The sequence below is a fragment of the Actinospineispora eucalypti genome (assembly GCF_039543365.1).
GTDB lineage: Bacteria > Actinomycetota > Actinomycetes > Mycobacteriales > Pseudonocardiaceae > Pseudonocardia > Pseudonocardia eucalypti.
Genome location: NZ_BAABJP010000039.1, coordinates 143,546 through 163,479, shown reverse-complemented (window position 1 = coordinate 163,479; position 19,934 = coordinate 143,546). Strand labels below are relative to the sequence as shown.

At 72.1% G+C, this 19,934-nt stretch carries 17 protein-coding genes; 8 read left to right on the top strand and 9 right to left on the bottom strand.

The features are described 5' to 3' along the window. Nucleotides 1-43 precede the first annotated feature (43 nt). Nucleotides 44-724: an LON peptidase substrate-binding domain-containing protein gene (locus ABEB12_RS30545; protein ID WP_185065375.1), complete on the top strand. Its 681-nt coding sequence runs from the start codon at nucleotides 44-46 to the stop codon at nucleotides 722-724. A gap of 40 nt (nucleotides 725-764) precedes the next feature. On the opposite strand, the gene ABEB12_RS30540 is transcribed toward ABEB12_RS30545, so the two are convergent. Continuing rightward, nucleotides 765-1,259, bottom strand: coding sequence for an SRPBCC family protein (locus ABEB12_RS30540; protein ID WP_221498766.1), 495 nt, complete (start codon nucleotides 1,257-1,259; stop codon nucleotides 765-767). A gap of 101 nt (nucleotides 1,260-1,360) precedes the next feature. Between ABEB12_RS30540 and ABEB12_RS30535 the strand changes: the two genes are divergently transcribed. Further along, entirely contained in the window at nucleotides 1,361-2,356 is a 996-nt protein-coding gene (locus tag ABEB12_RS30535; RefSeq protein WP_185065374.1) for an adenylate/guanylate cyclase domain-containing protein, read from the top strand. 111 nt (nucleotides 2,357-2,467) lie between these two features. Here the strand turns inward: ABEB12_RS30535 and bsaP are convergent, their stop codons facing one another. From bsaP to ABEB12_RS30505, 6 genes are all read right to left on the bottom strand, one after another. Beyond that, the gene (bsaP, locus tag ABEB12_RS30530) at nucleotides 2,468-2,665 is read right to left on the bottom strand and encodes a biotin synthase auxiliary protein BsaP (protein WP_185065373.1); all 198 of its coding nucleotides are present in this window, start codon (nucleotides 2,663-2,665) and stop codon (nucleotides 2,468-2,470) included. Further along, the gene (gene bioB, locus ABEB12_RS30525) at nucleotides 2,662-3,657 is read right to left on the bottom strand and encodes a biotin synthase BioB (RefSeq protein WP_185065372.1); all 996 of its coding nucleotides are present in this window, start codon (nucleotides 3,655-3,657) and stop codon (nucleotides 2,662-2,664) included. The genes bsaP and bioB overlap by 4 nt, the downstream gene beginning before the upstream one ends. A 44-nt stretch (nucleotides 3,658-3,701) precedes the next feature. After that, complete coding sequence (gene bioD / locus ABEB12_RS30520; RefSeq protein WP_185065371.1) at nucleotides 3,702-4,391, bottom strand: dethiobiotin synthase; 690 nt, start codon at nucleotides 4,389-4,391, stop codon at nucleotides 3,702-3,704. After that, nucleotides 4,388-5,542, bottom strand: coding sequence for an aminotransferase class I/II-fold pyridoxal phosphate-dependent enzyme (locus ABEB12_RS30515; protein WP_185065370.1), 1,155 nt, complete (start codon nucleotides 5,540-5,542; stop codon nucleotides 4,388-4,390). The genes bioD and ABEB12_RS30515 overlap by 4 nt, the downstream gene beginning before the upstream one ends. Before the next feature lie 91 nt (nucleotides 5,543-5,633). Next, nucleotides 5,634-7,280, bottom strand: a complete 1,647-nt coding sequence (locus ABEB12_RS30510) for a SulP family inorganic anion transporter (protein ID WP_345703275.1) — start codon at nucleotides 7,278-7,280, stop codon at nucleotides 5,634-5,636. 399 nt (nucleotides 7,281-7,679) lie between these two features. Then, nucleotides 7,680-8,969 (bottom strand): adenosylmethionine--8-amino-7-oxononanoate transaminase, encoded by a 1,290-nt coding sequence (locus tag ABEB12_RS30505; protein WP_185065369.1) that lies wholly within the window; start codon nucleotides 8,967-8,969, stop codon nucleotides 7,680-7,682. A 46-nt stretch (nucleotides 8,970-9,015) separates the two neighbouring features. On the opposite strand from ABEB12_RS30505, the gene ABEB12_RS30500 reads away from it, so the two are divergent. Then, nucleotides 9,016-9,888, top strand: coding sequence for a PaaX family transcriptional regulator C-terminal domain-containing protein (locus tag ABEB12_RS30500; RefSeq protein WP_185065368.1), 873 nt, complete (start codon nucleotides 9,016-9,018; stop codon nucleotides 9,886-9,888). A gap of 276 nt (nucleotides 9,889-10,164) precedes the next feature. On the opposite strand, the gene ABEB12_RS30495 is transcribed toward ABEB12_RS30500, so the two are convergent. Then, nucleotides 10,165-10,998 (bottom strand): amidohydrolase family protein, encoded by an 834-nt coding sequence (locus ABEB12_RS30495; protein ID WP_345703274.1) that lies wholly within the window; start codon nucleotides 10,996-10,998, stop codon nucleotides 10,165-10,167. A gap of 294 nt (nucleotides 10,999-11,292) precedes the next feature. Between ABEB12_RS30495 and ABEB12_RS30490 the strand changes: the two genes are divergently transcribed. After that, complete coding sequence (locus ABEB12_RS30490) at nucleotides 11,293-13,119, top strand: tetratricopeptide repeat protein (RefSeq protein ID WP_185065366.1); 1,827 nt, start codon at nucleotides 11,293-11,295, stop codon at nucleotides 13,117-13,119. Then, the gene (locus ABEB12_RS30485) at nucleotides 13,120-13,581 is read left to right on the top strand and encodes a GNAT family N-acetyltransferase (protein ID WP_345703273.1); all 462 of its coding nucleotides are present in this window, start codon (nucleotides 13,120-13,122) and stop codon (nucleotides 13,579-13,581) included. A gap of 405 nt (nucleotides 13,582-13,986) precedes the next feature. Here ABEB12_RS30485 and dnaE read toward each other — a convergent pair whose 3' ends face one another. Next, nucleotides 13,987-17,550 (bottom strand): DNA polymerase III subunit alpha, encoded by a 3,564-nt coding sequence (gene dnaE, locus ABEB12_RS30480; protein WP_185065365.1) that lies wholly within the window; start codon nucleotides 17,548-17,550, stop codon nucleotides 13,987-13,989. 354 nt (nucleotides 17,551-17,904) lie between these two features. Between dnaE and ABEB12_RS30475 the strand changes: the two genes are divergently transcribed. The 3 genes from ABEB12_RS30475 to ABEB12_RS30465 are packed head-to-tail and all read left to right on the top strand — an operon-like array spanning nucleotide 17,905 to nucleotide 19,840. Further along, entirely contained in the window at nucleotides 17,905-18,372 is a 468-nt protein-coding gene (locus tag ABEB12_RS30475) for a hypothetical protein (RefSeq protein ID WP_185065364.1), read from the top strand. Next, the gene (locus tag ABEB12_RS30470; RefSeq protein WP_185065363.1) at nucleotides 18,273-19,160 is read left to right on the top strand and encodes a histidine kinase; all 888 of its coding nucleotides are present in this window, start codon (nucleotides 18,273-18,275) and stop codon (nucleotides 19,158-19,160) included. Before ABEB12_RS30475 ends, ABEB12_RS30470 begins: the two co-directional genes overlap by 100 nt. Next, the gene (locus ABEB12_RS30465) at nucleotides 19,157-19,840 is read left to right on the top strand and encodes a response regulator (RefSeq protein ID WP_185066147.1); all 684 of its coding nucleotides are present in this window, start codon (nucleotides 19,157-19,159) and stop codon (nucleotides 19,838-19,840) included. The genes ABEB12_RS30470 and ABEB12_RS30465 overlap by 4 nt, the downstream gene beginning before the upstream one ends. Nucleotides 19,841-19,934 lie beyond the last annotated feature (94 nt).

Genomic DNA, 19,934 nt, shown 5'->3' with positions numbered 1-19,934 from the left:
GTTTCAACCAGCGACGCCGGACCGGACGTCGTAACGTTACCGGGTGGCCCAGACGCTCCCGCTGTTCCCGCTAGGGACGGTGCTCATGCCGGGAGCGTCACTACCGTTGCACGTGTTCGAGCCGCGCTACCGCCAGCTCACCATCGACCTGGTCACCGGCACGCTCCCGAGCAAGGAGTTCGGCGTGATCGCGGTGCGCGAGGGCTGGGCGCCGGACCAGGACGGCATCCATGGGCTGCACCGGGTCGGCTGCACCGCACAGCTGCGCGACGTGCGGAAGCTGCCGGACGGCCGGTTCGACATCGTCACCAAGGGCGCCCGCCGGTTCCGCCTGCTCGAGCTGGACAGCGCCTCCCGCCCCTACCTGGTCGGCACCGTCGCCTGGCTGCCCGATACCGAGGAGGCGGAGGACCAGGCCAGCCGGCTGCACCGACTGGCCAATGCCGCCCGGGCGGCCCACCGCAAGTACTGCCAGACCGCGTGGCGCTCCGGCGAGTGGAACGCGCCGGACAGCTCCATCGCGCCGGAGGAGCTGCCGCACCTGCTCGCGGCGGACTGCCTGCTGCCCATCCGGGACCGCCAGCTGCTGCTCGAGCAGACCTCGCCGTTCGTCCGGCTGCGTATGGTCCGCGCGCTGCTCTGCCGGGAGGCCACCCTGCTCGCCGAGCTGCGCGCCGTCCCCGCCCCGCTGTCCAGCTACGCGGTCGACCACAGCGAGAACTAGCGCCGAAGAAGCAGCCCAGCACCAGGCCGTACCGGGCGATCTAGCTCTCCAGATACGCCTTCAGCCTGGCCAGGGTGGCGCGCATGCCCTGCCGGTTGCGCTCCGGGCGCGCCGACGGCGGCGTCGCGGAGAACACCAGGCCCAGCAGCTCGATGAACCGCGAGGCGCGGCCACCCCGGCCCAGGTACTCCCAGTACTCGGTCACCTCGGCGCCGTCCGGCGCCGGCTCGATCCGGTAACCCCACACCGCGGTGGGCACGCCGAAGGCGGTCACCCGGAAGGCGAACTCCCGCCCCGGGTCGGCCACGGTGATCCGCCCGGCGGTGAACCACAGCAGTGGGCCGCGCCGGTTGAACCCGACGAATCGCGCGCCCGCCACCAGTCCCCGGCGACCGGTCCAGGCGCCGATGAACTCCGGGCTCCAGTCGGCCATCCGGCCGAAGTCGGCGATCGCGCGGTAGGCCCGTTCGGGGGTGGCACGCACGTGCACGGTCTCCGCGACGGTTCGCTCCGCCGGGCTGATCGATCGCATCATGGTTCAATGGTAACAGTGTTACAAAAGGCCCGCCAAGCTGGATCCATCCGGCGACGGCCAGACTGAGGCGATCAACGGGACGTTCCGGGAGAGGTGGCACCTTGGAGGACCAGGCGGCGACCGAGGCGAAGGGCGGGCCGCCGGGAGCGGCGCGGCTGCTGTTGGGCGCCGAACCCAGATACACCCGATCCGAGGCCGCGAGCCTGGCCGGGGTGAGCGAGGACCGCGCCACCCGGCTCTGGCAGTCGCTCGGCTATGCACTGCCCGGCCCCGACGAGCAGGTCTTCACCGACGCCGACATCGAGGCGCTGCGCACGGTGACCGAGCTGCACGACGCCGGCCTGGCCGACCACCAGACCGAGCTGGCCCTGGTCCGGTCCATGGGACAGGCGATGGCCCGGCTGACCGAGTGGCAGGTTGGGCTGATGCGGGAGATGGTGATCGCACGGGCCCCCGATCCGACCGACGGGGACGCCATCAACGAGGCCGGACTCGCGGCGGCGGCCGAACTGCTCCCCCGCGTCGAGCGGCTGCAGCAGTATGTCTGGCGCCGGCACCTGCTCACCGCCAGCGAGCGGGTGCTCAGCATCGGGGCGGACCGGGCCGAAGAGGTCCCGCTGGCCGTCGGATTCGCCGACATCGTGGGGTTCACCAGCCTGAGCCGGGGCCTCGCCGAGCCCGACCTCGCCGAGTTCCTGGAGGCTTTCGAGTCCAGCGCGTCGGCGGTGGTCACCGACCGGGGCGGCCGGGTGATCAAGATGGTCGGCGACGAGATCATGTTCTCGGCGGACGACGCGCCGGCCGTCGCCGAGATCGGGCTCGGCCTGGCCGACCGGATCAGTGCCCTCGACGGGCGGCCCGACCTACGCATCGGGCTGGCCTACGGCCCGGTGCTGCGCCGGCTGGGCGACGCGTACGGCACCGTGGTCAACCTCGCCGCCCGGCTCACCTCGCTGGCCCGCCCGGGCACCGTGCTGGTGGACCGGGAGCTCGCCTCGGCGCTGGACGGCCGGCCGGACTACCGGGTGCGCCGGCTGCGCCGGGTGTCCGTGCGCGGGTTTACCCACCTGCAGCCGTGGCTGCTCCGGCGCGGCTGAGCCGCCCTGCCGAAGTGACTGAATCACCGGGCTGAAGTCACTGAACCACCGTGCTGAAGTCACTGAATCACCGTGCTGAAGTCACTGAATCACCGTGCTGAAGTGACTGAATCAGCGGGGGTGGGGGTTGTGGCGTTCGCCGTGGCGGCTGCAGCGGGCGGTCCAGGTGGTCGGGGTTACCTGGACGACCATGCGGCGGGCGCAATCGGGGCAGAACCGGGGCGGCTCCAGCTCGCGGCGCGCGGCGCAGCGGCCGTGCTCGCCCTGGCCGGCCGGCGCCCCGCACTGGTCGCAGAACGGCCCGTTCACAGGGTCTGGTTCAGCGCCTTGACCGGCATGGACAGCTCGCCGAGCAGATCGAGGTCGGCCTCCGCCGGGCGGCCGAGCGTGGTCAGGTAGTTGCCGACGATGACCGCGTTGATCCCGCCGAGCAGGCCCTGCCGGGCGCCCAGGTCGCCCAGGGTGATCTCCCGGCCGCCGGCAAACCGGAGCACGGTGCGGGGCAGCGCCAGCCGGAAGGCGGCCACCGCGCGCAGCGCGTCGGCCCCGGTCAGCGGCTCCAGCTCGCCGAACGGGGTGCCCGGGCGCGGGTTCAGGAAGTTCATCGGAACCTCGTCCGGCTGGATCTCGGCCAGCTGCCCGGCGAACTCGGCGCGCTGCTCCAGCGTCTCCCCCATGCCCAGGATCCCGCCGCAGCAGACCTCCATGCCGGCCTCGCCGACCATGCGCAGCGTCTCGGCCCGCTCCTCCCAGGTGTGCGTGGTGACCACCTGGGGGAAGTAGGAGCGCGCGGTCTCCAGGTTGTGGTTGTACCGGTGCACGCCCATCGCGGACAGCGCGTCCACCTGCTCCTGGGTGAGCATGCCCAGCGAGCAGGCGATGTTGATGTCCACCTCGTCCTTGATCGCCTGGATGCCGGCGGCGACCTGGGTCATCAGCCGCTCGTCCGGGCCGCGCACGGCGGCCACGATGCAGAACTCGGTGGCGCCGGTCTTGGCGGTCTGCTTGGCCGCCTCCACCAGCATCGGAATGTCCAGCCAGGCGGAGCGCACCGGCGAGGCGAACAGGCCCGACTGGGAGCAGAAGTGGCAGTCCTCGGGGCAGCCGCCGGTCTTCAGCGAGATGATCCCCTCGACCTCGACCTCCGGCCCGCACCAGCGCATGCGCACCTCATGGGCCAGCTCGAGCAGGTCCTCGAGGCGATCGTCGGGCAGCCGCAGCAGCTCCAGGACCTGCTCCTGGGTCGCCGGCTCGCCTCGGCCCAGCACCGACTCGCGCAGCTGGTCCAGCAGGTCGGTCATCGGGCTCTCCTGTGAAGGTTGGGACGGCTGGCTGAGCTGGAAGCCTAGGACGGGACGCCCGCGTCCGCGCGGAGCAGACCGCGCGCAGTGGCGAGAAACTCATCCGGCTCCAACCGGCCGGCGTCCGCCGGCATCCGGCCGAGCAGCGCCGCGCCGGTCACCTCGGGCAGGTCGTCCAGGTTGCACTCGGCGGCCAGGTCCGGCGAGGTCGGCCAGCTGCCGATCACCAGGCCGGCGCAGCGCAGCCCACGGGTGCGCAGCGCCTCGACGGTCAGCTCGGTGTGGTTCAGCGTGCCCAGCCCGGCGGCGGTGACCACCAGCACCGGCGCGTCCAGCGCGGCCGCCACGTCGGCCAGAGTGCCGGCCTCGGTGAACCGCACCAGCAGCCCGCCCGCCCCCTCCACCAGCACCAGGTCGTGGTCCACGGCCAGCTTGGCGGCGGCGTCGGCGGCCTCCGCCGGGTCCAGCGGCGGCCGGCCGCACCGGGCGGCGGCGGTCAGCGGGGCCAGCGGGTCCGGGTACCGGACCAGCTCGCGCAGCGTCAGCCGGTCGGTCTGGCCGACCAACCGGCGCACGTCGTCCAGGTCTCCCGGCTCGCCCGGACCGACCCCGGTCTGCGCCGGTTTGAGCACCGCGACCCGCCGGCCACCGGCCACCGCCAGCGCGGCGAGGCCCGCGGTGACCACGGTCTTGCCCACCCCGGTCCCGGTGCCGCTGACCACCAGCACGGTCATCGCACACCCACCGGTCGCTTCGCGCCCACCGACGCCAGCGCTTCGGTCAGCACCCGGGCGACGGTGCCCAGCTCCGCCTCCGTCAGCGTGGCTCGCGCGGTCAGCCGCAGCCGGCTGGTGCCGGCCGGCACGGTGGGCGGGCGGAAGCAGCCCACCCGCACGCCCCCGTCGAGACAGTGCGCGGCGGCCGCCACGGCGACCCGGGGATCGCCGAGCACCACCGGGACCACCGCCGAACCCGGATCGGGCACCCCGGCCGCGGCCGCGATGGTGGCCGAGGCCGCGAGCACCGACGCGGGCCGCTCGGGTTCGGCAACCAGCACGCCCAGCGCGGCCAGCGCGGCGCCGGCCGAGGCCGGGGCCAGCCCGGTGTCGAAGATGAAGCTGCGCGCGGTGTCCACCAGGTGCTCGGTCACCGCCACCGACCCGAGCACCGCGCCGCCCTGCGCGCCCAGCGACTTGGACAGCGTCACCGTGGCCACCACGTCGTGCGCGCCGGCCAGGCCGACCTCGGCGAGCAGCCCGCGCCCGCCCGGTCCTCGCACGCCCAGCGCGTGCGCCTCGTCCACCACCAGCAGCGCGCCGCGGCCGCGGGCGACCCGGTGCAGCTCGACCAGCGGCGCGTGCGCGCCGTCCACGCTGCACACGCTCTCGGTGACGACCAGCGCGCGGCGTTCCGTCCGCCCGGCCAGCTCGGCGTCCACGGCGGCCACGTCGTTGCGCGGCACCACGGCCACCCTGGCCCGGGCCAGCCGGCAGCCGTCCACCAGCGAGGCGTGGTTGGCCGCGTCCGACACGATCAGCGTGTCCGCGTCGGACAGCGCGGTGACCACACCCAGGTTGGCCGCGTAGCCGGAGGCGAACACCAGCGCGGACCCGAACCCGCAGAACTCGGCCAGCGCGGCCTCCAGCTCGCCGTGCAACTGGGTGGAGCCGGTGACCAGCCGCGACCCGGTGGAGCCCGCGCCCCAGGCGCGCAGCGCAGCCACCCCGCCCTCGACCACCCTCGGATCGGTGCTCAACCCCAGGTAGTCGTTGCCGGCCAGATCCAGCACCGGCTCGTCGGCCGGCCGGTACCGCAACACCCGGCGCAGCCCAGCGGCCCGCCGCCTCGCGGCGTGCTCGGTCAACCAGTCCAGCGGATGTTCCATCGGCCGACCATAACCGCCGTGCCGACCCACCGCCCGCCGCCGGCCCCGCCTTCAGGCCGCTCGCACACACGCGGTGGTTCTGGCGGCCGTCCTAGCGGTGGTGGGCGCCGGTGGCGGTGACGCGGTGGTGCGTGATCCGGTCGGTGGGTGGGCCGCCGTCGCCGGGGCGGCCCGCCGGACCGTGGTCCCCTGCCCTACCCACCGGACCGTGGTCGCCGCCCCGGCCCACCGGACCGTGGTCGCCGGCCCGGCCGAGCGGGCCGACCTGCCTACGCCGACCCCGGCCGTTCCCGTTCGCCGACGAAACCGCGCGGCCGTCGGTGACCACGACGTTCGCGCCGGTGGCCCGGTGCCGCGCCACCCAGGTGTTCAGGTGGTCGCGCGCGGCGTGGTCCACGTAGTGCACGGACAGGTCCACCCTGGTGTGCTCGCCGGCGGGGATGCCGGCCAGCACCTGGGAGAGGGTCGGCACGGCCAGGAAAGTGGCCGCGCCCTCCACGGTGACCCGGTGCTCCGGGTCCTCGCTGCCCGGGTCCGGGGCGTGGTGCTGCACCCGGGCCCGCACCGCGCGGTGCAGCACCATCAACCCGGCCAGCGCCAGCCCGATGGCCACCCCCTCCAGCAGGTTCAGCGCCATCACGCCGCCCATGGTGACCAGGTAGAGCGGCAGCTCACCGTGCTGCCGGGCGACCCGGATGTCGGTCAGCTTGACCAGCTGCACGCCGACCACCACCAGCAGCCCCGCCAGCGCGGCCAGCGGGATGGCCTCCACCACCCACACCAGGGCCAGCGCGAACACCGCGATCCACACCGCGTGCAGCACCGCCGAGGCGCGCGTCCTGGCCCCGGCCTTCACGTTGGTCGAGCTGCGCACGATCACCCCGGTCACCGGCAGGCCGCCGAGCATGCCCGAAAGCGTGTTCGCCGCGCCCTGGCCGATCAGCTCGCGGTCGGTGTCGGTGCGCCTGCCGTCGTGCATGCGGTCCACCGCGACCGCCGAGAGCAGGCTCTCCACGCTGGCGATCAGGGCCACGGTGAGCACGCCGCCGACCACACCCGCCCACTGGCCGTCCGGCAGCACCGGCAGGGCGACGGCGGAGAGCAGGTCGCCGGGCAGCTCCACCCGGGGCACCGAGGGCAGCAGCGCGGACAGCGCCAGGCTCAGCCCGGTGGCCGAGGCCACCGCGACCAGCGGGCCGGGCACCACCTTCAGCGGTCCGGCCCACTTCGGCCAGAAGATCACCACCGCGATGGTGAACAGGCCGACCGCCACGGCCGGGCCGTGCGCGTTGACCAACTGGCCGGGCAGCTCGCGCAGGTTCTCCAGCACGCTGCTCTGCGGGTTGCCGCCCAGGACCACGTGCAGCTGGGCCAGCGCGATGGTGCCGCCGATGCCGGCCAGCATGCCGTGCACCACGGCGGGCGGGATGGCCTGGGCGAACCGGGCCAGCTTGGACAGCCCGAAACCGATCTGCACCAGTCCGGCGGCGGCCACGATGGCCGTGGTCACGCCGAAGCCGAACCGGTTGATCAGTTCGGCGACCACTACGGTCAGCCCGGCCGCCGGGCCGCTGACCTGCAGCGGGGACCCCCCGAGCAAGCCTGCGACCACACCGCCGACGATGGCCGCGATGAGCCCGGACAGGATCGGCGCCCCGGAGGCCACCGCGATGCCCAGCGACAGCGGCACGGCGACCAGGAACACCACGAGTGAGGCCGCGACGTCGGCTCGCAGCACCGACCAGTCGGGGCGCGGTAGGGAAGATCTTCGGACACTTGGCGGCGAGACGGCCACGCGGCTCCTCCTGAGTCTGGGTGACGCCAAGGCGTCAGGGGGGGTCGCCGGACCGCGGTCACCGTCGCCCGCACCGGCACCACGCCAACGGATCTTGAGGGTTCATCAGTTCCCGGACTATCCACGGCGCGTCGCCGCTTTCGTGGACCCGATCTCACCGGTCGTACACGGTCTTGCAACTATTGGGCGATAAGATGATTCTTACGAGGTAACTCAAGTTGCGCATCAGACTCAATTTGCGCAGGAGCCTCGTTCCGCCACACGTGACTCGCTATACCCATCGAGTGATCTTGTGTGGCTACCCCCACAACCACCCTATCGATGGGGTGACCGGGCGCCGGCTCAGCCCGCGGCCGCGGCGGCGCACATCGCGGCGGCGATCGCCGCCACGTCGTCGGCGCCGGTGACGAACGGCGGCATCGCGTAGACCAGATCCCGGAACGGCCGCAGCCACACCCCGCGCGCGGCGGCCGCCGCCGTGGCCGCCGCCTGGTCGACCGGCCGCTCCATCTGGATCACGCCGATCGCCCCGAGCACCCGCACGTCCCGCACCCCGGGCAGCTCCCGCGCCGGGGCCAGTCCCGCGCGCAGCCCCTCCCCGATGCCGGCCACCTCGGCCCGCCAGTCCCGGCGCAACAGCTCCCCGATGGAGGCCAGCGACACCGCCGAGGCCAACGGGTTCCCCATGAAGGTCGGCCCATGCATGAGCACACCGGCCTCCCCCTCGGTGATGCCCCGCGCCACCTCGGTGGTGCACAGCGTGCCGGCCATGGACAGGTAACCACCGGTCAGGGCCTTGCCCAGGCACATCACGTCGGGGCTGACCCCGGCGTGGTCGGCGGCGAACAGCTCACCGGTGCGGCCGAACCCGGTGGCGATCTCGTCGAAGATCAGCAACACGTCGTTGGCCAGACACAGCTCGCGCAGCACGTGCAGGTAGCGCGGGTCGTGGAAACGCATCCCGCCGGCGCCCTGGACCACCGGCTCCACGATCACCGCGGCCAGCTCGCCGGCGTGCTCCTCCACCAGCGACGCCAGCTCGGCCACGTACTCGGTGCGGAAGTCGGCGGGCGGCGCCCCGGCGAAGACCTGCCGGGGCAGCACGTCGGTCCACAGCGTGTGCATCCCGCCGTCCGGGTCACACACGCTCATGGTCATGAACGTGTCCCCGTGATAGCCCCCGCGCCACGTCATCAACCGGTGCTTCGCCGGCCGCCCCCGGGAACGCCAGTACTGCAGGCACATCTTGATGCCCACCTCGACCGCCACCGAGCCCGAGTCGGTGAGGAACACGTGCCGCAACGGCTCCGGGGTGATCTCCACCAGCCGGCCGGCCAGCGCGACCGCCGGCTCGTGGGTGAGCCCGCCGAACATCACGTGACTCATCCGCCCCAGCTGCTCGGTCACCGCCGCATCCAGCACCGGGTGCCGGTAACCGTGGATCGCCGCCCACCACGAGGACATGCCGTCGATCAGCTCCGCGCCCGCCGGCAGGCCCAGCGCCGGCCCGGCCAACCGCAGCCGCACCCCGCTCGCGCCGGCCACCGGCAGCGCCCGGCCGGCGGCCGGCATGGCTTCGTACGGGTGCCACACGCGCTCGCGGTCGGCGGCCAGAAGTTCCTCGGGGGTCACGTCCGGTGACACTATCCCGGCGCAGGGCGTTTAGGCTGGTGTGGCCATGACCAGCCACGACACTGTTACGTTCGACGCGCCGCCCGACGCGGGCACGTTGTCAAGGCGCCGCGAGCTGTCCGCCACGGCGCGGTCCCTGCTGCTCACCGTGCTCGGCGAGTTCGTGCTGCCGCGCGGCGAGCCGGTGTGGACCCGGGCGCTCCTGGACCTGCTCGGCGAGCTGGGCGTGGAACAGAAGTCCGCCCGCCAGGCCCTCTCCCGCACCGCCGCCGAAGGGCTGATCGACTCCAGCCGGGAGGGCCGGCGGGTGCGCTGGGAGCTGACCGAGTCCGGTCACCGGCTGCTCTCCGCCGGCGCACACCGGATCTACACCTTCGGCACCTCCGAGGTGGCCTGGGACGGGCGCTGGCTGGTGCTGCTGGCCAGCGTTCCGGAGTCGCGGCGCCAGCTGCGGCACCGGCTGCGCACCCGGCTGGCCTGGGCCGGCTTCGGCTCGCCCGCCCCTGCGGTCTGGCTTTCCCCGGACGCGGAAAAACAGGCCGAAGCGGCCGAGGTGATCCGCGAGCTGGGGCTGGCCGAGGTGGCCTCGTCGTTCATCGGGCCGTTCGGGCCGATCGGCGAGCAGCGCGAGATGGTGGCCCAGGCGTGGAACCTGGACCGGGTCGAGCTGGCGTACCAGGACTTCATCGCCACGTTCCAGCGCGCCGAGCCGACCACCCCCGCCGACGTGGCCAGGGAACAGATCAACCTGGTGCACGCCTGGCGCCGGTTCCCCTTCCTGGACCCGCAGCTGCCCGCCGAGCTGCTGCCCAGCGGCTGGATCGGGGTCAAGGCCACGGAGCTCTTCCACGACCGGCACCGCCGCTGGGACGCCGACGCCCGCCGCCACTGGGAACACCTCCTCCGCACCGCCGACTGAGAACCCCGCCCCCGATTCAGTGGGGTCAGCACGCTGATTCAGTGGGTTCAGCACGCTGGTTCAGTGGGTTCAGCACACTGGTTCAGTGGGTTTAGCACCCCGATTCAGTCACTTCAGCCGGGGGTTGCCAAGACGCGCCCGGCCGATCGCGGGGTTGTGGCACGACCGTCCCGGCGACCGTCAGACCCACGGATGCCGAAGTGACTGAACCAGCGTGCTGAACCCACTGAACCAGCGTGCTGAACCCACTGAATCAGCGGAGGTGGAGGCAGGTACTCAGAGGCGGAAGACCTGGCGGGCGTTCTCACCCAGAGCGAGGTCGAGGACGTCGGGGGCCAGGCCGAGTGAGCGGACGCCGTCCAGGTTGCCGGCCACTGACGGCGCCGAGGGCCAGTCGGTTCCGAAGATCCACTTCTTGCCGATACGGTTCAGGTCGAAGCGGTCGAAGTAGTGCGGAAGGCGTTTCGGCGGGAGGCCGGCGATGTCCAGCCAGAGGTTGTCGCGGGCCAGCGCCATGAACCCGGCGGTCTCGTAGCTCCAGCCCCGGCCGCCGTGCGCGAGCACCACGGTGAGCCCGGGGAAGTCGCGCAGCACGTCGTCCATCAGCACCGGGTCACCGCGCCGGCCGCTGGCCCCGGGGAACGAGCTCGGCCCGGTGTGGGTGATCACCGGGATCCCCCGGGCCTGGCACTCGGCGTAGGCGGGGTACAGCTCGCGGTCGTTCGGCGCGAAGTTGCCGTGCACGGGGTGCACCTTGAGCGCCACCGCGCCCAGGTCCAGCTGCCGGCGCAGCTCGGCGTCCACCGGGTAGTGCAGGTGCGGGTTCACGTTGGCCACCACGCGGAACCGCTCCGGGTTGTGCGCCACCAGCGGGGCCATGTCCTCGATCGCCTGTATCCCGGTCACCCTCGGGCTGTACTCGCAGAACAGCAGCGCCCGGTCCACTCCGGCCTCCTCGAACAGCGCGTCGAACCGCGCCGGCCGCGGCGACCCGTCCGGGCCGTACAGCGCGGCGACCGCGGCGGAGTCGCCGGCCGATCCCATCCAGGTGTCCCAGCCCAGCTTCAGCCCGGGCAGCCGGGCGGCGTGCACATGCGCGTCGACGATCACAGCAGGATCATCCGTCACCGCCCCTCGGGGTGCCGGACAGAACATCACCCGATCTTTCGCGGGCGGGCCGGCAAAGCGCCATAAGGGGCGGGTTCGCACACGCAGCGTAGTCACGACAGTCACGCTGGCCGCACGTTCACCGGGCCGCGTCGCGCCCTGCTACCCGCGGTGAGAGTTACCCACCGCACATCGCCCGACACGGGCCGCTGAGCACACGGCCGCCCTTACCTCGATCGAGGCAGACCGTATTCTGACCCCCTCGAGTACGCCGCCGGCGAGGGGATGGACCGCAAAATGATGTCGGTTCGATGGTTGATCGCCACCGGGATGGTCGGTCTGACCTTCGGTCTCACCTGGTTCCTCGGCATGAGCCTGTTCGAGATGTCCTCGCCGACCGCGCTGCAGGTCGCGGCCGTCGTGGCGGCCGTGGTGGGCCTCCCGCTGTCCTGGTGGTCGTTCCGGGGGCAGCTGCTGGACGAGCCGGCCGAGGTGAGCTGGCTGACCTGGCGGCGGGTACCCTCGGAGTCCTCGATCGCGCTTCCCCGGCCCGACGAAGAGGCCCACCTGGACGAGATCTTCCGCGGCTACAAGGGCAAGAGCAGCCCGGTTGCCGTGATCACCGGGCCCTCCGGCGTCGGCAAGACCCAGTTGGCCGCCGGCTATGCCCGGGCGCGCATCGCCGAGGGTTGGCCGCTGGTCGCCTGGATCAACGCCAGCAGCCCCGAGGAGATGCAGGCCGGCCTGCTGGAGTTCGCCGATGCGCTGAGCCTGCGGGTGCCCGAGGAGGGCAGCGCGCGCGCCATCGAGCGGCTGCTGGCCCACCCGCCCACCGGAACCCAGCCCTCGGTGATCATTTTCGACGGCGTGGTGAACGTCGAGGCGGTCCGCCCCTACCTGCCCACCGCGCCGGGCTGGCGGGTCCTGGTGACCAGCGGCGCGCCCGACGCGGACACCCTGGGCCCGGAGATCCCGCTGGACCTGCCGGAGCTGGCCGAGGTCACCGCCGCCTCCGGGCTGTCCGAGCACGCCGCCGAGCGGCTGGGACGGCTGCCCCTGGCCGTGGAGCTCGCCACGGCTACCGTGCGTGAGCACGACGGCCTCGCCGGGGACGAGGACGCCTACCTGCGCCACCTGGACTCGCTGGCCGTGGGCGAGCTGCTCGGCGACGGCCGGGACGGCTCGCGGCACGAGGAGAACTACCCGCTCGGCGCCGTCGAGGCGATCCTGGTCGGGCTGGCCGGCGCCGGCTTCGAGACCGACCAGCTCACCCGGCGGCTGCTCGGCGCGCTCGCGGTGCTCTCCCCCGGCGGGGTGAGCCGTGAGCTGATGTACTACGCCGCCCACCCCGGATCGGTCGAGGAGACGTTCGCCAAGCTCGGCCGCTGGGCGCTGCTGTGCACCCGGATGGACGGCGACGGCGTGCTGGTGCACGAGCTCACCCGCCGCGCGGTGCTGGACCGCCTGCGCGCCGAGGACGCGCTGCCCCAGGTGATCGGCGAGGCCGCCGGAATGCTCGGCCGGGCCATCTTCGGCGAGGAGCAGGCCTGGATGCGCCGGGGCGAGGGCGACCACCTGGTCGCGCACATCGCCGCGCTCTCCACCGCCGCCGGGTCGGTGTCCGCCACGCTGCCGCCGGAGGCCGGCGAGCGGGTGCTGGAGCTGCGCCAGTGGGCCACCCGGCAGCTGTCGGCGGTCGGCGACGGCGGTCGCGCCGTGGAGCTCGCGGAGAGCCTGCGCGCGGAGTGCGAGGCGCTGCTCGGCCCGGACCACCCGGACACCCTGGCCGCCTCGGACAACGTGGTCATCGCCTACGTGGCCGCCCGGCGGAGCGCCGACGGGATCCCGCTGGCCGAGCAGGTGCTGAACACCCGCATCCGGGTGCTCGGCCTGGACCACCCGGACACCCTCTCCTCGCGCTACACGCTGGCCTACGCGCACGAGTACGCCGGCCGGCTGGACGACGCGGTGCTGCTCTACGACCGCGCCTACACCGAGTACGCCCGGGTGCTCGGACCGGACAACCAGGCCACGCACGACACCGGCATCGCGCTGAACCGGGTCCGGCACATGGCCCCGGCCCGCGCCGCCGGGCGGCACCGGGCCAGCCAGCAGACCGACTGAGTGGGTCTACAGGTTGTCCCGGACGACCTGTCCGGCCCGGAGATCGCCGAGTTCCTCCGCGAGCACCTGCGGGACATGCTCTCGGTGTCCCCGCCGGAGAGCACGCACGCCCTGGACCTGACCGGCCTGCGTCGCCCCGACGTGACCTTCTGGACCGTGCTCGACGGGGACGCCCTGGTCGGCTGCGGAGCACTCAAGGAACTGGACCCCCGCCACGGCGAGATCAAGTCGATGCGCACCGCCGGGTCGCACCGGGGGCGCGGCGTGGCGTCCACCCTGCTGACCCACCTGCTCGCCGAAGCCCGCGCGCGGAACTACGCCAAGCTGAGCCTGGAGACCGGCTCCTTCGAGTTCTTCGCCCCGGCCCGCGCGCTGTACAGCAAGTACGGCTTCACCTACTGCGGCCCCTTCGCCGGCTACCGCGAGGACCCCAACAGCGTATTCATGACCCTGACGCTTTAAGGACGTGTTTCGAAGTGCTGACCCGCCGGATTGACCGGGGTGGAAGGTCGCTTGGACGGCGTGGCGTGGGGCACTCTGCCGTGGCCGCGGTGGCGCCTCATGTGCGATTCGGGCGCCAGTGACCGGAAGCTGCTTGATCATCAGGCAACCAGGGTCGCATTCGGCCGCCCAAGACCACCCTGGTTGCCTGATGATCACCGATTACATGGTCACCATGACATCAGGGCCGCCGTAGGCCGGCCGGCACGACCACCAGGTCATGCTGATCATGAGTCGGCCGCCAGGTCCAGGGTTTCCGGTCGGGGAACGAATGGTGATGAACGGGAACGCGCCGGGCGGCGCCGCGGCCGCGACAGGGCTCCACGCCGCGCCGTCCAAGATTCTGATAGTCGGCCTGCGCGATCGCTAACCCAGGCAGCCGGGGCCGAGCAGTGCCTTCAGGTCGCCCATGAGGGCCGGGGTGGGGCTCACCCGGAGCTTGTCGTCCAGGCGCAGCACGGTGGCCCTGGTGCCGTTCAGCAGCTTCAGGTGCACCTCGTGGCTGCCCGGGTGGCTGCCCAGCACGTCCTTCAGCTTGGACACCCGCTGCGGCGTGCAGTGGTCCGCGCGCAGGCTCACCTGCACGGGCGCCGCCGCGGCGCCGTCGGCGGCGGAGAGGTCGGGCACCGCGAGGTCGTTGGCGATCAGCGAGACCTTGTCGTCGCGGCGGTTCACCCTGGCCTTGACCAGCACGATCGCGTCCTCGGCCACGTCCATCCCGACCACCGCGTAGGCGCGGGGGAAGAACAGCACCTCGATGCTGCCGGCCAGGTCCTCGATCTGGGCCGACGCCCACGGCTCGCCGTTCTTGTTGATCCGCCGGTTCACCGAGGCCAGGATGCCGCCGACGGTCACCTGCGCGCCGTCCGCGATGGTGCCTTCCAGGATGCCCGGGATCGCCGTGTCGGTCTTGGACGACAGCAGCTGCTCCACCCCGTTGAGCGGGTGCCCGGACACGTACAGCCCGAGCATCTCCCGCTCGACGGCCAGCTGGTGCTTGCTGTCCCAGTGCTCGTCGGGCACCGGGATGTCGAACACGCCGCCGATGTCCTGGCTGTCCGCCCCGCCCTCCATCGAGCCGAACAGGTCGAACTGCCCCATCGACGCGGCCTTCTTGGTGCTCATCACCGAGTCGATGGCGTCCGCGTGTACCAGCAGCAGGCCCTTTCGCGGGTGGCCGAGCGAGTCGAACGCGCCGGCCTTGATCAGCGATTCGATGACCTTCTTGTTGCAGACCACCGCGTCGACCTTGCGCAGGAAGTCGGAGAAGTCGGAGAAGTCCCCCTTCTCCTTGCGCGCCGCGACGATCGCGTCGACCACGTTGAAGCCGACGTTGCGGATGGCGCCGAGGCCGAACCGGATGTCGGCGCCGACCGGGGCGAAGTTGCGCACCGACTCGTTCACGTCCGGGGGCAGCACGGTGATGCCCATCTTGCGGCATTCCGCCAGGTAGACGGCGGCCTTGTCCTTGTCGTCCCGGACACTGGTGAGCACGGCGGCCATGTACTCGGCCGGGTAGTTGGCCTTCAGGTAGGCGGTCCAGTAGGACACCACGCCGTAGGCGGCCGAGTGCGCGCGGTTGAACGCGTAGTCGGAGAAGGGCAGCAGGATGTCCCACAGCGTCTTCACCGCGGCGGCCGAGTACCCGTGGTCCTTCATGCCCTGGGCGAAACCCTCGTACTCCTTGTCGAGGATCTCCTTCTTCTTCTTGCCCATCGCGCGGCGCAGCAGGTCCGCTTTGCCGAGCGTGTACCCGGCCAGCTTCTGCGCGATCGCCATGACCTGTTCCTGGTAGACGATCAGGCCGTAGGTCTCGCCCAGGATGTCCTTCAGCGGCTCGGCCAGCTCGGGGTGGATCGGCGTGACCTCTTGCCGCTTGTTCTTGCGGTCGGCGTAGTCGTTGTGCGCGTTGGCGCCCATCGGGCCGGGCCGGTAGAGCGCGCCGACGGCGGAGATGTCGTCGAACTCGGTGGGCGCCATCCGGCGCAGCAGGTCCCGCATCGGCCCGCCGTCCAGCTGGAACACGCCCAGCGTGTCCCCCCGGGCCAGCAGTTCGTAGGTCGTCGGGTCGTCCAGCGCGACGTCCTCGATGACCAGCTTGGGCTTGCCGTTGAGCTCGATGTTCTCCAGCGCGTCGTCGATGATGGTCAGGTTGCGCAGGCCCAGGAAGTCCATCTTGAGCAGCCCGAGCGTCTCGCAGGCGCCCATGTCGAACTGCGTGATGATGGCGCCGTCGGCCTCCCGGCGCTGGATCGGGATGACGTCCAGCAGCGGCTTGCTGGACATGATCACGCCGGCGGCGTGCACACCCCACTGCCGCTTCAGCCCCTCCAGGCCCCGCGCGGTGTCGATGATCTCCTTGACCTGTGCGTCCGACTCGTAGAGCGCGCGCACCTCCATGGCCTCGGAGTAGCGCTTGTGGCTCGGGTCGAAGATGCCGGACAGCGGGATGTCCTTGCCCATCACCGCGGGCGGCATGGCCTTGGAGATGCGGTCCGCCACCGAGTAGCCGGGCTGGCCGAACAGCACCCGCGCCGAGTCCTTGATCGCGGCCTTGGCCTTGATCGTGGAGTAGGTGATGATCTGCGCGATCCGGTCCTCGCCGTACTTCTCCGTGGTGTAGCGGATCATCTCGCCGCGCCGACGTTCGTCGAAGTCCATGTCGATGTCGGGCATCGAGATGCGCTCGGGGTTGAGGAACCGCTCGAAGATCAGCTTGTGCTGGATGGGGTCCAGGTCGGTGATGCCCAGCACGTAGGCGACCAGCGAGCCGGCCGCGCTGCCCCGGCCGGGGCCGCACCGGATGCCGACCGACTTGGCGTGCTGGATGAGGTCGGCGGTCACCAGGAAGTACCCGGGGAACCCCATCTGGATGATGATCGAGACCTCGTAGTCGGCCTGCTTGCGGTACTGCTCGGTGATCCCGTTGGGGAACCGCTGGTGCAGCCCGCGCTCGACCTCCTTGATCAGCCAGGACTCCTCGGTCTCCCCCTCGGGGACGGGAGCCCGGGGCATCAGGTCCTGTCCCTCGGTGAACCCGACGTCCACCCGCTCGGCGATCAGCAGGGTGTTGTCACAGGCCTCCGGGAACTGCGGGTCCCACTGCTCGCGCATCTCCCTCGGCGACTTCAGGTAGAAGTCGGTGGCGTCGAACTTGAACCGGTTCGGGTCGGCCAGCGTCTTGCCGGTCTGCACGCACAGCAGCACCTCGTGCGCCTTGGCGTCCTCGGCGTAGGTGTAGTGCAGGTCGTTGGTGGCCAGGCCGGGCAGGTCCAGCAGCTTCTTCAACCGGAAGAGGTCCTCCTGGACCCGCTTCTCGATCTCGATGCCGTGGTCCATCAGCTCGCAGAAGAAGTTGTCCCGCCCGAAGATGTCCCGGTAGTCGGAGGCGGCCTGGCAGGCGTCGGCGAACCGGTCCTGCTGGAGCAGCCGGGCCACCTCGCCGGACGGGCAGCCGGTGGTGGCGATGATCCCCTTGCCGTAGGTCTCCAGCAGCTCCCGGTCCATGCGGGGCTTGTAGTAGTACCCCTCGAGCGACGCCAGGCTGGAGAGCCGGAAGAGGTTGTGCATGCCCTGGGTGTTCTCGGCCAGCAGGGTCATGTGGGTGTACATCTCGCCGGGGTTGTCGTCGCTCACCACCTGCCCACCCAGGGTGGCCCGCTTGCGCTCGTGCCGGGAGCCCGGCGAGAGGTAGCCCTCCATGCCGATGATCGGCTTGACCCCGTGCGCCTTGGCCTTGCGCCAGAACTCGTACGCCCCGTACACGTTGCCGTGGTCGGTCATCGCCAGCGCGGGCATCTCCATCCGCGCGGCCTCTTTGAACAGGTCGTCCAGCCGCGCGGCACCGTCGAGCATGGAGAACTCGGTGTGCGTGTGCAGGTGCACGAAACTGTCTGTGCCGACAGAACCGCCGACTCCCGCACGGGGCATGGACACCGCTCCCTCCCCGTAGGATCACCGCTCGCCGGGCCGGCCGGATCGACCGGAAACCCGCGCGCCGCACCCCGCCGGTCGTGGCCTCTGACGCGTTGAAGACGCCCAATCTAATCCCGTCGGCGCGGAGCTCGCGGCACCGGGCGGGGGTCGCCGGAAACCCACAGCTCATCCCCGGCCCGGCGTGTCGCGGCCGAGGTGAAACCGTCAAGCACAGATCGATGGTATGCGGCACGACCACCTCATCGTAGCCGTTCATCGAACAATAGTTCTAGTCCGATACCGGGGTATCACCCGGATCGGGCCCGCGGGTGCATGCGGCGGCCGGACGGCTGCGCATAGCATCGAACGGTGATCGACTCCGACCGGGCGAAACGGCTGCTCCGGTCCGGCGCGCTGGCGCTGGGCGGGGTGCTCTGGCCCGGCCCGGAGCAGTTCGGGCCGCCCCGGCTGCGCCGCCGGCTGCCCTGGCTGACCGGCCTGTACGCGGTGATCGTGTGCATCAGCGCGGCCGGCGCCGAGCTCAACGACAGTCGCCGGATGGTCGGCGGGGTGGCCTTCCTGCTGATGCTGCCGCTGATCGCCGGCCTCGCCCTGGCCGGACGGCGCCCGCTGGACGGGTGGCGGCTGGTCACCCTGTGGCTGTTGGTCCTCCCGTTCCTGGTCCCGCCCCCGGCGCCCCCGGTGCCGCCGCTGGAGGCGTGGAGTGGTGCCTGTGGGTGCCGGCCCTGCTGCTGGCCGGCATCGGGCGACCGGGCCGCTCCGGGGCGGACGCGGTCGCGGTCGGCGGCGTGGGGCTGCTGGTGCTGGTCGCGCTGAGCCTGCTCACCCCGTGGCCGGTGGACCTGGGCCACCTCGGTCTCTCCGTGGGCGGCATGCTGGTGCCGCTGCTGGTCGGGGCGAGCATCGGCGCACGGCTGAACTCCCGGCGGGCGCTGGCCCGCGAGCAGGCCAAGGTGGCGCAGGCCCAGGCCGAACGGGGCGCCATGGCCGAGCGGGCGCGGATCGCCAGGGAGATGCATGACGTGGTCGCCCACCACATGTCGATGATCGCCGTGCGCTGCGAGACGGCGCCGTACCGGCTGACCGGGCTGAACGAGGCCGGCCAGGCCGAGATCGCGGAGATCGGCGCGGCCGCCCGGGCAGCCATGGCCGACATGCAGGGCCTGCTCGGCGTGCTGCGGACCACCGAGTCCGGCGACGCCGCCGATCTCGCCCCGCAGCCCTCGCTGGAGCAGGTGACCGAACTGGTGGAACGGGCCAGGGCGGCCGGGCTGGCGGTGACCGCCACCCTGGACGACGGGCTGGACCGGGTTCCCCGGGCGGTCGGGCTGTCCACCTACCGGATCGCCCAGGAGGCGCTCACCAACGCGCGCAAGCACGCCCCCGGCGCGCCGACCGCGGTGAGCCTGCGGCACACCGCCGGCGGGCTGGAGCTGGTGGTCCGGTCCGGCCCCGGCGCGGAGCGCACCCGGCCGGCCCCGGGCGGTGGGCACGGCCTGGCCGGCATGCGCGAGCGGGCCGCGCTGCACGGTGGCGAGCTGGCCGCCGGGCCGGACCCGGACGGCGGGTTCACGGTGCGGGCGGTGCTGCCGTGGCGGGCGTGATCCGGGTACTGCTGGCCGACGACCAGAACATGGTGCGCGAGGGGTTCGGCGCGCTGCTGGACGCGCAGCCGGACATCCAGGTGGTGGGCGCGGCGGCGAACGGGCGGGAGGCGGTGGCCCGGGTGCGCGCGCTGCGCTCGGCGGGGAACGGCCCGGACGTGGTGCTGATGGACGTGCGCATGCCCGAGCTGGACGGGCTGGCCGCCACCAGGCAGATCCTGGACGACGCGTCGGGCGCGCCCCGGGTGCTGATGCTGACCACCTTCGACCTGGACGAGTACGTCTACGCGGCCCTGCGCGCCGGGGCCAGCGGGTTCCTGCTCAAGCACGCCCCGGCCAGCGAGCTGCTGGACGCGGTGCGCGTGGTCGCCGCCGGGGACGCGCTGCTCGCGCCCTCGGTGACCAAGCGGCTGATCGCCGACTTCGTGCGCGCCCAACCGGCCGAGCGGCCCGGCTGGAGCCGGCCGGACGCGCTGCGCGAGCTGACCCCCCGGGAGACCGAGGTGCTCGGCCTCATTGCCCGGGGCATGTCGAACGCGGAGATCGCCGCCGAGTTCGTTCTGGCGGAACAAACGGTGAAAACGCACGTCAGCCGCATGTTGACCAAGCTCGGCCTGCGGGACAGGGCACAGGCCGTGATTGTCGCTTACGAGTGTGGACTAGTCTCCCCGGGCAGTTGATTCCCCGTAACCCGTTGGAGCTACCCCGACATGAGCTTTGCAGTACCCAGGTAACCGCCGGAACTGGCTACCCGGGAATGATGATCTTGCTCGG

Bases quoted from the DNA above. Each gene is read 5' to 3' on its own strand.
- bioD (WP_185065371.1), bottom strand. From the start codon at position 4,391: ATGACCGTGCTGGTGGTCAGCGGCACCGGGACCGGGGTGGGCAAGACC.
- ABEB12_RS30515 (WP_185065370.1), bottom strand. From the start codon at position 5,542: ATGGAACATCCGCTGGACTGGTTGACCGAGCACGCCGCGAGGCGGCGG.
- ABEB12_RS30500 (WP_185065368.1), top strand. From the start codon at position 9,016: ATGACCAGCCACGACACTGTTACGTTCGACGCGCCGCCCGACGCGGGC.
- ABEB12_RS30490 (WP_185065366.1), top strand. From the start codon at position 11,293: ATGATGTCGGTTCGATGGTTGATCGCCACCGGGATGGTCGGTCTGACC.
- ABEB12_RS30540 (WP_221498766.1), bottom strand. From the start codon at position 1,259: ATGATGCGATCGATCAGCCCGGCGGAGCGAACCGTCGCGGAGACCGTG.
- dnaE (WP_185065365.1), bottom strand. From the start codon at position 17,550: ATGCCCCGTGCGGGAGTCGGCGGTTCTGTCGGCACAGACAGTTTCGTG.
- bioB (WP_185065372.1), bottom strand. From the start codon at position 3,657: ATGACCGACCTGCTGGACCAGCTGCGCGAGTCGGTGCTGGGCCGAGGC.